General features: G+C 64.0%; 7 protein-coding genes and 3 rRNA genes. 1 reads left to right on the plus strand and 9 read right to left on the minus strand.

Annotated features, from left to right (window positions below):
* Window positions 1–31 precede the first annotated feature (31 nt).
* The 9 genes from B9S64_RS03510 to B9S64_RS03550 all read right to left on the minus strand — a co-directional run bounded on the left by B9S64_RS03510 (window position 32) and on the right by B9S64_RS03550 (window position 11,730).
* A complete protein-coding gene (locus B9S64_RS03510; protein ID WP_103491971.1) occupies window positions 32–811 on the minus strand; it encodes an FHA domain-containing protein in 780 nt (259 codons plus the stop codon).
* Between the two features lie 190 nt (window positions 812–1,001).
* A complete protein-coding gene (locus B9S64_RS03515) occupies window positions 1,002–1,823 on the minus strand; it encodes a DUF881 domain-containing protein (protein ID WP_103491970.1) in 822 nt (273 codons plus the stop codon).
* Window positions 1,824–1,828: 5 nt separating this feature from the next.
* Window positions 1,829–2,161 carry a small basic family protein gene (locus B9S64_RS03520; protein ID WP_003970459.1) on the minus strand — a complete coding sequence of 111 codons (333 nt, stop codon included), beginning with the start codon at window positions 2,159–2,161 and terminating at the stop codon, window positions 1,829–1,831.
* Window positions 2,158–3,078, minus strand: coding sequence for a DUF881 domain-containing protein (locus B9S64_RS03525; RefSeq protein WP_181012336.1), 921 nt, complete (start codon window positions 3,076–3,078; stop codon window positions 2,158–2,160). The genes B9S64_RS03520 and B9S64_RS03525 overlap by 4 nt, the downstream gene beginning before the upstream one ends.
* A 110-nt stretch (window positions 3,079–3,188) precedes the next feature.
* Window positions 3,189–5,684, minus strand: a complete 2,496-nt coding sequence (locus B9S64_RS03530; RefSeq protein ID WP_103491968.1) for a mannose-1-phosphate guanyltransferase — start codon at window positions 5,682–5,684, stop codon at window positions 3,189–3,191.
* A gap of 111 nt (window positions 5,685–5,795) precedes the next feature.
* Entirely contained in the window at window positions 5,796–6,404 is a 609-nt protein-coding gene (locus B9S64_RS03535; RefSeq protein WP_103491967.1) for a CDP-alcohol phosphatidyltransferase family protein, read from the minus strand.
* A 178-nt stretch (window positions 6,405–6,582) separates the two neighbouring features.
* Window positions 6,583–6,699 (minus strand): 5S ribosomal RNA (gene rrf, locus B9S64_RS03540).
* A 79-nt stretch (window positions 6,700–6,778) separates the two neighbouring features.
* Window positions 6,779–9,902 (minus strand): 23S ribosomal RNA (locus tag B9S64_RS03545).
* 302 nt (window positions 9,903–10,204) lie between these two features.
* Window positions 10,205–11,730 (minus strand): 16S ribosomal RNA (locus B9S64_RS03550).
* The 16S, 23S and 5S rRNA genes sit together here, the layout of an rRNA operon.
* A 698-nt stretch (window positions 11,731–12,428) precedes the next feature.
* On the opposite strand from B9S64_RS03550, the gene B9S64_RS03560 reads away from it, so the two are divergent.
* A complete protein-coding gene (locus B9S64_RS03560; RefSeq protein WP_103493133.1) occupies window positions 12,429–12,878 on the plus strand; it encodes a PTS glucose transporter subunit IIA in 450 nt (149 codons plus the stop codon).
* Window positions 12,879–12,939: the final 61 nt, after the last annotated feature.

Here is a 12,939-nt window from a genome sequence, read left to right on the forward strand (position 1 = left end):
GGTCCCCCCGGACGCGGAGTCCGGGGGTGGGTCACACGCCCCGCTGGCTGGCGTAGAAGACCAGCCGGTACTTACCGATCTGGACTTCGTCGCCGTTGTTCAGCGGGACGGAATCGATCCGCTCACGGTTGACGTAGGTGCCGTTGAGGCTGCCGACGTCGCCCACGGTGAAGCTACCGTCCGGGCTCCGGTGGAATTCCACATGACGCCGCGACACGGTCACGTCGTCGAGGAAGATGTCGCTCTGCGGGTGGCGGCCGGCCGTGGTCAGGTCGCCGTCCAGCAGGAAGCGGCTGCCGGAGTTGGGCCCCCGGCGCACCACGAGGAGCGCGGAACCGGCCGGCAGGGCGTCGACGGCGGCCTGTGCCTCCGGCGAGAGGGAGGGCAGGGCCGTCTGGCCCGTCGCCTCGGCCTCGTACGCCTCGATACCGGAGATCGAGATGGTCGAGGTCGTCTCCGAGGCACGCTCGGGCACCCCGCCCCTGAGCGGCGCGCCGCAGTTGGAGCAGAAACGACTGTCCGCGGCATTGCGGTGCCCGCACCTCGTACAAACCGCCATGGCCGAGCCCTCCGGGGCGGAGGCAAACCCTCCACCCGAACTTGAGGCTGTTGAGTCCCCGAAACCTATGCGGCCGGCACCGTGGGGGTCAACAGACGACGCGCCGGGCCCTCCCGGCACCTCGTCGCGGAAGAGCGGGCGCTCCGAGCCCTGCTCATCGGCTCCCTGACCCTGCCGCTGAGCACGGTGGCGGGCAGCGCCGGCGCTGTCCTCGCGGGAGCTCTTGCCGAACAACTTCGCAAACAACTTCACGGGCGTTTCCCCTTGACCGAAATAGACCCGCCCGTGGGGCAGGACGAACCCTGAACGAACACACCTGCCGACCCGGACATCCTCACAACGTCCGTATCCTTCCGACAGTTTCCACCACGCGTCACCGATCCGATGCGGCGACCCCCCGCTACCTCTGCCCCGTGTCCTCCGGGCGCCGTACGCGACGCCCTCACGGTGACGACGACCGAGCGTAGTCAGGCTGCTTCGCAGGTCGCAAGGCGTCGATGACGATGTCCTCGGAGCGCGTCACCTCTGCCGTCGCCTGCTCCTTCTCCAATGTCTGCACGACCCCGCCGGGGATGTTGAGAGCCGGTTCGAGGTCCTGCGGCTTGCCGATGACCTCGAACTCGTACGGGGCCCGGATCCTACGGCCGTCGACGCTCAGTTCTCCCCCGTCACCGGAGAAGTATGTATTGGCCACCACCCGCACTCCGTTGACCTCGATCGCCTCCGCACCCGCCGCGCGCAGCTCCTGGATGGCGTCAAGGAGCATATCGGCCTTCACGGCTTTGGCCGGGTCGCTGACGGTCAGGGTGATGCCCGGTCCGTGAGCCGCCACCGTGCCGGCCAGGATGCCGAGCTGACGCTCCTTCTCCAGGGTCTGCTTACGGGCCTCCTCCGCCTGGTCGGAGCTGTTCTCCAGCTCCGTGCGCTGGTCGTCGAGGCGCTGCTTCTCGTCCTCCAGGCGCTGGGTCCGGTTGTCGAGTTCGTCGAGGATACGGACCAGGTCCTCCTGGCGGGCGCCGCGCAACGCGCTGTTGTCGCTGTTCGACCTGACCTGGATGGCCAGACCCAGCCCCAGGACGAACAGCAGGAGCGCCACGACGAGTTGGGCCCTGGTGACCCGTGGAGGCCACAGGCCGGCCAGCAGGCGCCGGCGCCCGTCCGACGGGTCCTTCGGCGCGGGGGCGGCCGCCGGGGGCGGTGTGGGGACTTCGGGCGGCAGCGCGCCGCCGCGTCCCGGAATGCGGGGGTGCTCTTCGTCGGTCATCGGCGTCAGGCCCGGAAGACGTGCCGGCGGATCGCCGCGGCGTTGGAGAAGATACGGATACCGAGGACGACGACCACGCCCGTGGAGAGCTGCGCGCCGACGCCGAGCTTGTCACCGAGGAAGACGATGAGCGCGGCCACCACGACGTTCGAGAGGAACGAGACCACGAAGACCTTGTCGACGAAGATCCCGTCGAGCATGGCGCGCAGACCGCCGAAGACGGCGTCGAGCGCGGCAACGACGGCGATCGGCAGGTAGGGCTCGACCACCGCCGGTACTTCGGGCCGGACCAACAGTCCGACCACGACTCCCACGACGAGGCCCAGTACGGCGATCACGATGTGCCCTTCCCTGTGTCTGCCGCACCACTTCCCGTGTCTGCGGCCCGAGGCTCTGCTGTGCGTACGATCAGGCTCGGCGCGGCCGGCAGGCGCACCCGCTTCCGCTCCGAGAGGCTGGTGCGGATGCCGAAGCTCTCGTGCAGCGCCTGGAGGTACTGGCCGTCCGCGCTGTCCCGGAACGCGGAGGCGAGCTTCGCGGCGTCCCCCACCGCCAGCACCGTGTACGGCGGCACCAGCGGCCTGTTGTCGACCAGTATGGCGTCGCCGGCCGCGCGGATGGCGGAGAGGGCCGTCAGCCGCTGCCCGTTGATGGCGACGGCCTCGGCTCCGGACTGCCAGAGGCCGTTGACGACCCGCTGCATGTCGCGGTCGCGCACCCGCCCGGTGTCGGCGAAGCCGGTCGACTCCCGGGGGCCTCCGCCGCCCTGGTCGGTGTTCTCCGCGTCGTCCACGACCAGTTCGATCCCGGGACCCTCGACGGGCGTCGCTCCCGACAGCAGGGCGACCAGACCGCCCTGGTCCCCGCCGTGCTCCTCAAGTGCCTTGCGCTGGCGCTCGCCGACGTCCTTGCGCAGTTCCTCGACGTCGGCCTCCAGAGCGTCGGCCGAGTCGGTCTCCGCGTTGACGCGGGCGATGAGCTCCTCGCGCTCCTTGGCGACGACGGGGGCGGCGACCCGCGCCTCGGCCGCGCCCAGCGTCACCACCAGGGCGGCCAGCACGAGTCCGGCCGCGAGGCCCAGCTTCGACTTGAGCGTGCGGGGCATGCCGCTGCGGCCCTCGGCCTCGCGCCGCGCCGACGCCTCGGCGTACCCCTCGTCGAGGCTGTGCTCCATGACCGTGGTCAGCAGCGACATGGACGCGTCGGGGCGCGGAGGCGGCGGGGCGCTGCTCCGATCGGGGGGCGGCTGCGACATGCCGCACATCGTCGCACGTCATGGCGGCTGCCGCCGAATGGCCCCACCACCGGCGGGGAAGCCGCGGGTACGCGGCCTCCCCACCGTGGCTCCGGGACGGTGCCCGGGGGTCAGTCGCCCGCGCTGTCCACGACCGCGGCCCACTCGTCGAGCAGCACCTGCGCGGAGGCGTCGTCGGGCCCTTCGGCCCACAGGTGTGTCACGGCCTCCGACGGGTCGGGCAGCACCATGACCCACCTGCCGTCCGTCTCCACCACCCGGACGCCGTCGGTGATGTCCACGTCGCGGTCCCCGGCCGCCTCGACGACCCGCCGCATGACCAGGCCCTTGACCGCCCAGGGGGTGGCGAGGTCCCGGCGCAGCACATGGGCGCGCGGGATGCGGGCGTCGATCTGGCTGAGCGTGAGCTGGGTCCTGGCCACCAGCCCGATGAGCCTGACGAACGCCGCGGCGCCGTCGAAGACACTGCTGAACTCCGGGACGATGAAACCGCCGCGGCCGTCCCCGCCGAAGATGGTGGTGTCCTCGCGGCCGACCCGGGTCAGGTCGTCCGGGGACGTGGTCGTCCACTCCACCTGGGTGCCGTGGTAGGCCGCGACCTGCTCGGCGACGCGGGTGGTGGTCACCGGCAGGGCGACACGGCCGCTGCGCCGCTCGGCCGCCACGAGGTCCAGCATGACCAGCAGCGCGCGGTCGTCCTCGATGATGCGGCCGCGCTCGTCGACGAGGGAGAGCCGTTCACCGACGGGGTCGAAACGCACCCCGAAGGCCGCTCGCGCGGACGACACGATCTCCCCGAGCCGGACGAGTCCCGCCCTCCTGGTCTCGGCGGACTCGGTGGGCCGGGATTCGTCGAGTCCCGGGTTGATGGTCAGCGCGTCCACCCCGAGCCGTCCGAGCAGGCTGGGCAGAACAAGTCCCGCGCTGCCGTTGGAGGCGTCCACGACGACCTTCAGGCCGGCGTCGGCGATACCGTCCGTGTCGACGTTGCGGAGCAGGGAGCCCGTGTACGAGTCGAAGACGCTGGACGGGAAGTGCAGGTCCCCGATCTCGCCGGGGAACGCCCTGCGGTACTCCTGGCGGGCGTAGACGCGGTCCAGCTTCCGCTGGCGGGCCTGGGAGAGGTCGGCACCGCGTTCGTCGAAGAACATGATGTCCACCGAGTCGGGCACGCCCGGCGAGGTACGGATCATGATGCCGCCCGCGCTGCCCCGCGCGGTCTGCTGCCGGGCGACCGGCAGGGGCACGTTCTCCAGGTCCCGTACGTCGATGGCGCTGGCCTGGAGCGCGGAGATGACCGCCCGCTTCAGCGCGCGGGCGCCCCGGGAGTGGTCACGGGCCGTGGTGACCGTCGCCCCCTTCTTCAGGGTGGTGGCGTAGGCGCCGGCGAGGCGGACGGCCAGTTCCGGGGTGATCTCGACGTTCAGGATCCCGGACACTCCGCGGGTGCCGAAGAGGTGCGCCTGACCGCGGGACTCCCAGATGACCGACGTGTTGACGAAGGCGCCGGCCTCGATGGTCTTGAAGGGGTAGACCCGCACATTGCCCTGAATAATCGATTCTTCACCGACCAGGCATTCGTCGCCGATGACGGCGCCGTCCTCGATCCGGGCCGCTCGCATGACGTCGGTGTTCTTGCCGATGACACAGCCGCGCAGATTGCTCTGCGCCCCGACGAACACGTTGTCGTGGACGACGGCGCGGTGCAGGAACGCACCGGATTTCACGACGACGTTGGAGCCCACGACCGTGTGTTCACGGATTTCGGCACCGGCTTCGATCTTGGCGTAGTCCCCGATGTACAGGGGCCCTCGGAGTACGGCGTCGGGGTGGACGTCGGCGCCTTCCGCGACCCAGACGCCGGGCGAGATCTCGAAGCCGTCGATGTCGACGTCGACCTTGCGTTCCAGGACGTCGGCCTGGGCCTTGACGTAGCTCTCGTGGGTGCCCACGTCCTCCCAGTAGCCCTCGGCGATGTAGCCGTAGATCGGCTTGCCGTCCTTCATGAGCTGGGGGAAGACGTCGCCGGACCAGTCGACGGAGGTGTCGGCCTGGACGTAGTCGAAGACCTCGGGCTCCATGACGTAGATGCCGGTGTTGACCGTGTCGGAGAAGACCTGGCCCCAGGTCGGCTTCTCCAGGAAGCGCTCGACCTTGCCCTCTTCGTCGACGATCGTGATGCCGAATTCCAGTGGATTGGGAACCCGTGTCAGGCAGACCGTGACCAACGCTCCCTTTTCCTTGTGGAAGGCGATGAGATCGGTCAGGTCGAAGTCGGTGAGGGCGTCGCCGGAGATGACCAGGAAGGTGTCGTCCTTCAGGGCGTCCTCGGCGTTCTTCACGCTGCCCGCGGTGCCGAGTGGCTTCTCCTCGTTGGCGTAGCTGAGCTCCATGCCGAGCTCTTCGCCGTCGCCGAAGTAGTTCTTCACGAGCGAGGCGAGGAACTGGACGGTCACCACGGTCTCGTTGAGCCCATGCCGCTTGAGCAGCTTCAGCACGTGTTCCATGATGGGCCGGTTGGCCACCGGCAGGAGCGGCTTGGGCATGCTTGAGGTCATAGGGCGAAGACGCGTGCCTTCGCCGCCTGCCATCACGACGGCCTTCATGTCGGAAACGTCCTCCTTGAGAGACGACGGTCTAGCCGACCTCACCCGTCGGGGGCGACACCTCAGCATCCGCTGCGGGCCGGCGACACTGCGCGGCACCGCGTCCACGAGCTAATCGGCTACTACATCCGCCTTGACGAGTCGGCGGACCTGGACCACGTACAGGATCCCTGCCCACCAATAGAGGGTTGTACCCCATCCCGCGAACGCCCATCCGAAAACAGCGCCCAGCCATGCCAGCCAACCACTTCCGTCGCTGAGCAGCAACAAGGGGAAGGCGTACATGAGGTTGAATGTTGCAGCTTTACCGAGGAAGTTGACCTGCGGCGGCGGATAGCCGTGGCGGCGGAGGATTCCCACCATGACGAGCAGCATCAGCTCGCGGGCGAGGAGGGCGGCGGTCAGCCAGAGCGGAAGGATCTCGCGCCAGGTGAGCCCCACGAGGGTCGACAGGATGTAGAGGCGGTCCGCCGCCGGGTCCAGGAGTCGCCCGAGGTTGCTGATCTGGTTCCATTTGCGGGCCAGCTTGCCGTCGAGGTAGTCGCTGACACCGCTGAGCATGAGCACCAGCAGGGCCCAGCCGTCGCTGTTGGGGCCTCCGAACACGGGGCGGAGAATCAGCCACAGGAAGAGCGGTACGCCGACGAGGCGAGCCATGCTGAGGATGTTGGGGATGGTGAGTACTCGGTCCGTCTGAACTCGAGTCTCCTGGACCTCCACCCGGGGGCCTCCTGTGAAGAATGTGCCGACAATGCCCCATGACACTACCCCCAGCCGATGCCGGCGGGTACACGGGGGTACGAGGGGTACACGGAGGTGTCGGGCCGGCCTCCCGTACACCCCCTGAAACGCAGAAAAGCCCCGTGCCACAAAGGCACGGGGCTTTCCCGGAATAATAGTTCGGCGGCGTCCTACTCTCCCACAGGGTCCCCCCTGCAGTACCATCGGCGCTGAAAGGCTTAGCTTCCGGGTTCGGAATGTAACCGGGCGTTTCCCTAACGCAATGACCACCGAAACACTATGAAATTAACCAACACCGGGCAACAACACGGCAGTTCGTTATTTCAGAACCAACACAGTGGACGCGAGCAACTGAGGACAAGCCCTCGGCCTATTAGTACCAGTCAGCTCCACCCGTTACCGGGCTTCCACATCTGGCCTATCAACCCAGTCGTCTACTGGGAGCCTTAACCACTCAAGGTGGTGGGAACACTCATCTCGAAGCAGGCTTCCCGCTTAGATGCTTTCAGCGGTTATCCTTTCCGAACGTAGCCAACCAGCCATGCCCTTGGCAGAACAACTGGCACACCAGAGGTTCGTCCGTCCCGGTCCTCTCGTACTAGGGACAGCCCTTCTCAATATTCCTACGCGCACAGCGGATAGGGACCGAACTGTCTCACGACGTTCTAAACCCAGCTCGCGTACCGCTTTAATGGGCGAACAGCCCAACCCTTGGGACCGACTCCAGCCCCAGGATGCGACGAGCCGACATCGAGGTGCCAAACCATCCCGTCGATATGGACTCTTGGGGAAGATCAGCCTGTTATCCCCGGGGTACCTTTTATCCGTTGAGCGACAGCGCTTCCACAAGCCACTGCCGGATCACTAGTCCCGACTTTCGTCCCTGCTCGACCCGTCGGTCTCACAGTCAAGCTCCCTTGTGCACTTACACTCAACACCTGATTGCCAACCAGGCTGAGGGAACCTTTGGGCGCCTCCGTTACTCTTTAGGAGGCAACCGCCCCAGTTAAACTACCCATCAGACACTGTCCCTGATCCGGATCACGGACCCAGGTTAGACATCCAGCACGACCAGAGTGGTATTTCAACGACGACTCCACAACCACTGGCGTGGCCGCTTCAAAGTCTCCCACCTATCCTACACAAGCCGAACCGAACACCAATATCAAACTATAGTAAAGGTCCCGGGGTCTTTCCGTCCTGCTGCGCGAAACGAGCATCTTTACTCGTAGTGCAATTTCACCGGGCCTATGGTTGAGACAGTCGAGAAGTCGTTACGCCATTCGTGCAGGTCGGAACTTACCCGACAAGGAATTTCGCTACCTTAGGATGGTTATAGTTACCACCGCCGTTTACTGGCGCTTAAGTTCTCAGCTTCGCACACCCGAAAGTGCACTAACCGGTCCCCTTAACGTTCCAGCACCGGGCAGGCGTCAGTCCGTATACATCGCCTTACGGCTTCGCACGGACCTGTGTTTTTAGTAAACAGTCGCTTCTCGCTGGTCTCTGCGGCCACCCCCAGCTCAGGAAGCAAGTTCCCTCACCAGGAATGGCCCCCCTTCTCCCGAAGTTACGGGGGCATTTTGCCGAGTTCCTTAACCATAGTTCACCCGAACGCCTCGGTATTCTCTACCTGACTACCTGAGTCGGTTTAGGGTACGGGCCGCCATGAAACTCGCTAGAGGCTTTTCTCGACAGCATAGGATCATCCACTTCACCACAATCGGCTCGGCATCAGGTCTCAGACTATATGCACGACGGATTTGCCTACCGTGCGTCCTACACCCTTACCCCGGGACAACCACCGCCCGGGCTGGACTACCTTCCTGCGTCACCCCATCGCTTACCTACTACAAGTCTGGTTCATCGGCTCCACCACTACCCTCAACTCCGAAGAGATCAGGCCGGCTTCACGGACTTAGCATCGCCTGATTCAGTACTGGGCGTTTCAAAGCGGGTACCGGAATATCAACCGGTTGTCCATCGACTACGCCTGTCGGCCTCGCCTTAGGTCCCGACTTACCCTGGGCAGATCAGCTTGACCCAGGAACCCTTAGTCAATCGGCGCACACGTTTCTCACGTGTGTATCGCTACTCATGCCTGCATTCTCACTCGTGAACCGTCCACAACTCGCTTCCGCGGCTGCTTCACCCGGCACACGACGCTCCCCTACCCATCCCAGCAGGCGTTGGCCCTCATGCTGGAATGACACGACTTCGGCGGTACGCTTGAGCCCCGCTACATTGTCGGCGCGGAATCACTTGACCAGTGAGCTATTACGCACTCTTTCAAGGGTGGCTGCTTCTAAGCCAACCTCCTGGTTGTCTCTGCGACTCCACATCCTTTCCCACTTAGCGTACGCTTAGGGGCCTTAGTCGATGCTCTGGGCTGTTTCCCTCTCGACCATGGAGCTTATCCCCCACAGTCTCACTGCCGCGCTCTCACTTACCGGCATTCGGAGTTTGGCTAAGGTCAGTAACCCGGTAGGGCCCATCGCCTATCCAGTGCTCTACCTCCGGCAAGAAACACACGACGCTGCACCTAAATGCATTTCGGGGAGAACCAGCTATCACGGAGTTTGATTGGCCTTTCACCCCTAACCACAGGTCATCCCCCAGGTTTTCAACCCTGGTGGGTTCGGTCCTCCACGAAGTCTTACCTCCGCTTCAACCTGCCCATGGCTAGATCACTCCGCTTCGGGTCTAGAGCGTGCAACTCAAACGCCCTGTTCGGACTCGCTTTCGCTACGGCTTCCCCACACGGGTTAACCTCGCTACACACCGCTAACTCGCAGGCTCATTCTTCAAAAGGCACGCAGTCACGACTGCTGTTCCGAAGAACAACAGCGACGCTCCCACGGCTTGTAGGCACACGGTTTCAGGTACTATTTCACTCCGCTCCCGCGGTACTTTTCACCATTCCCTCACGGTACTATCCGCTATCGGTCACCAGGGAATATTTAGGCTTAGCGGGTGGTCCCGCCAGATTCACACGGGATTTCTCGGGCCCCGTGCTACTTGGGTGTCTCTCAAACGAGCCGTCAATGTTTCAGCTACGGGGGTCTTACCCTCTACGCCGGACCTTTCGCATGTCCTTCGCCTACATCAACGGTTTCTGACTCGCCTCACAGCCGGCAGACTGTGAAAGAGAGATCCCACAACCCCGCATGCGCAACCCCTGCCGGGTATCACACGCATACGGTTTGGCCTCATCCAGTTTCGCTCGCCACTACTCCCGGAATCACGGTTGTTTTCTCTTCCTGAGGGTACTGAGATGTTTCACTTCCCCTCGTTCCCTCCACACTGCCTATGTGTTCAGCAGCGGGTGACAGTCCATGACGACTGCCGGGTTTCCCCATTCGGAAACCCCCGGATCAAAGCTTGGTTGACAGCTCCCCGGGGACTATCGTGGCCTCCCACGTCCTTCATCGGTTCCTGGTGCCAAGGCATCCACCGTGCGCCCTTAAAAACTTGGCCACAGATGCTCGCGTCCACTGTGCAGTTCTCAAACAACGACCAGCCACCCATCACCCCGTCCTCACGGACGAGTGCACTGGGGCCGGCAACCAAAGGAACAGACTCAACGAGCCCGTACCTTCAGATACCCAACAGCGTGCCCGACCCGACCTGTCCCCCACCACGTTCCACGCCGAAGCAGTACTAGCAGTAATGAACCTGTCGTGCCGAGTAGTCAACGTTCCACCCATGAGCTAACCACCGTCGAACATTTGCCGACGTAGTGGCCCTCGATTCCTTGACGGAACCTCGATGCTCCTTAGAAAGGAGGTGATCCAGCCGCACCTTCCGGTACGGCTACCTTGTTACGACTTCGTCCCAATCGCCAGTCCCACCTTCGACAGCTCCCTCCCACAAGGGGTTGGGCCACCGGCTTCGGGTGTTACCGACTTTCGTGACGTGACGGGCGGTGTGTACAAGGCCCGGGAACGTATTCACCGCAGCAATGCTGATCTGCGATTACTAGCAACTCCGACTTCATGGGGTCGAGTTGCAGACCCCAATCCGAACTGAGACCGGCTTTTTGAGATTCGCTCCGCCTTGCGACATCGCAGCTCATTGTACCGGCCATTGTAGCACGTGTGCAGCCCAAGACATAAGGGGCATGATGACTTGACGTCGTCCCCACCTTCCTCCGAGTTGACCCCGGCAGTCTCCTGTGAGTCCCCATCACCCCGAAGGGCATGCTGGCAACACAGAACAAGGGTTGCGCTCGTTGCGGGACTTAACCCAACATCTCACGACACGAGCTGACGACAGCCATGCACCACCTGTATACCGACCACAAGGGGGGCACCATCTCTGATGCTTTCCGGTATATGTCAAGCCTTGGTAAGGTTCTTCGCGTTGCGTCGAATTAAGCCACATGCTCCGCTGCTTGTGCGGGCCCCCGTCAATTCCTTTGAGTTTTAGCCTTGCGGCCGTACTCCCCAGGCGGGGAACTTAATGCGTTAGCTGCGGCACCGACGACGTGGAATGTCGCCAACACCTAGTTCCCAACGTTTACGGCGTGGACTACCAGGGTATCTAATCCTGTTCGCTCCCCACGCTTTCGCTCCTCAGCGTCAGTAATGGCCCAGAGATCCGCCTTCGCCACCGGTGTTCCTCCTGATATCTGCGCATTTCACCGCTACACCAGGAATTCCGATCTCCCCTACCACACTCTAGCTAGCCCGTATCGAATGCAGACCCGGGGTTAAGCCCCGGGCTTTCACATCCGACGTGACAAGCCGCCTACGAGCTCTTTACGCCCAATAATTCCGGACAACGCTTGCGCCCTACGTATTACCGCGGCTGCTGGCACGTAGTTAGCCGGCGCTTCTTCTGCAGGTACCGTCACTTTCGCTTCTTCCCTGCTGAAAGAGGTTTACAACCCGAAGGCCGTCATCCCTCACGCGGCGTCGCTGCATCAGGCTTTCGCCCATTGTGCAATATTCCCCACTGCTGCCTCCCGTAGGAGTCTGGGCCGTGTCTCAGTCCCAGTGTGGCCGGTCGCCCTCTCAGGCCGGCTACCCGTCGTCGCCTTGGTAGGCCATCACCCCACCAACAAGCTGATAGGCCGCGGGCTCATCCTTCACCGCCGGAGCTTTTAACCCCGTCCCATGCGGGACAGAGTGTTATCCGGTATTAGACCCCGTTTCCAGGGCTTGTCCCAGAGTGAAGGGCAGATTGCCCACGTGTTACTCACCCGTTCGCCACTAATCCACCCCGAAAGGCTTCATCGTTCGACTTGCATGTGTTAAGCACGCCGCCAGCGTTCGTCCTGAGCCAGGATCAAACTCTCCGTGAATGTTTTCCCGTAATCGGGATGAACACCACGAGAGCGGAACGACCAGGTCGGAATAAGACCGGTCGTTCACAGCGTCCTCGCTGTGTTTCGCCTACCCGCATCCCCGAAGGGACCGGGCAGGTCTTTTCAAAGGAACCACCAACCTGCCGAAGCAGGCCGGGGTATCAACATATCTGGCGTTGACTTTTGGCACGCTGTTGAGTTCTCAAGGAACGGACGCTTCCTTCGGTCCCGTTTCACCGGGGCCCTCCGGGCGCTTCCTTTCGTTCTTGCGTTTCCGACTCTATCAGACTCTTTCGTGTCCGATTCCCGGTCGAAGCGGGTCCCGCGTTCTTCCGCTTTCCAGTTCTTCGCTTTCGCGTTTCCCTTTCCGGCGAGCCAGACTCTATCAGCCTTTTCGCTATTGCTTTGACCGCACCCCCTGCGGACATGCAGGGGTAAGGATCAGAGTTACAGTCTGGGCTTGGGAGTCGCTGCCGACCCCCGACTCATGAGTCGCGTTGGGGCCAGGCAGGGAAACGACAGTACAGGTCCCTGTGTGTCGAGGCAAATCGTTCGGGGTGCGTTCCCGGGATCGTCAAGCGGTAGGTCTCGGGCCGAACCGGGACTTCGTATGACTTACGCTGCTGACGAGTACGCCGCCCTCCATCCGCTGCGGCGGCGGCCCATATGTATCTCCACCCCCTGGGAGGCCCCCCATGACCACAGTGACCTCACCTCTTGCCGGTCGTGCCATCGGACTCGCCGAGGTGCCCGACCCGGTCTTCTCCGGCGCGATGGTGGGCCCGGGTACCGCGATCGACCCCGTGCGGGAGCCGTCCGAGGCCGTGTCTCCGGTCGACGGGATCGTCGTCTCCCTGCACCCGCACGCCTTCGTCGTGGTGGACGACCAGGGCCACGGCGTCCTGACCCACCTCGGCATCGACACGGTGCAGCTCAACGGCGAGGGCTTCGAACTGCTCGTCAACAAGGGGGACACGGTGACCCGGGGACAGGCCGTCGTGCGCTGGGACCCGGCCGGGGTCGAGGCCGCCGGCAAGTCGCCCGTCTGCCCGGTCGTGGCCCTTGAGGCGACCGCCGACTCGCTCTCCGACGTGCGCGAGAGCGGCGAGGTGAAGGCCGGCGACACGCTGTTCGGCTGGCAGTGACACCCTCGGCGCGGTAGAGCGCGCCGAGCGGAGCGACAGCCAGTTGGGCACCCACCGCGGC

This window comes from Streptomyces sp. SM18 (assembly GCF_002910775.2).
Lineage (GTDB): Bacteria > Actinomycetota > Actinomycetes > Streptomycetales > Streptomycetaceae > Streptomyces > Streptomyces halstedii.

Bases quoted from the DNA above. Each gene is read 5' to 3' on its own strand.
- B9S64_RS03560 (WP_103493133.1), top strand. From the start codon at position 12,429: ATGACCACAGTGACCTCACCTCTTGCCGGTCGTGCCATCGGACTCGCC.
- B9S64_RS03515 (WP_103491970.1), bottom strand. From the start codon at position 1,823: ATGACCGACGAAGAGCACCCCCGCATTCCGGGACGCGGCGGCGCGCTG.
- B9S64_RS03525 (WP_181012336.1), bottom strand. From the start codon at position 3,078: ATGTCGCAGCCGCCCCCCGATCGGAGCAGCGCCCCGCCGCCTCCGCGC.
- B9S64_RS03530 (WP_103491968.1), bottom strand. From the start codon at position 5,684: ATGAAGGCCGTCGTGATGGCAGGCGGCGAAGGCACGCGTCTTCGCCCT.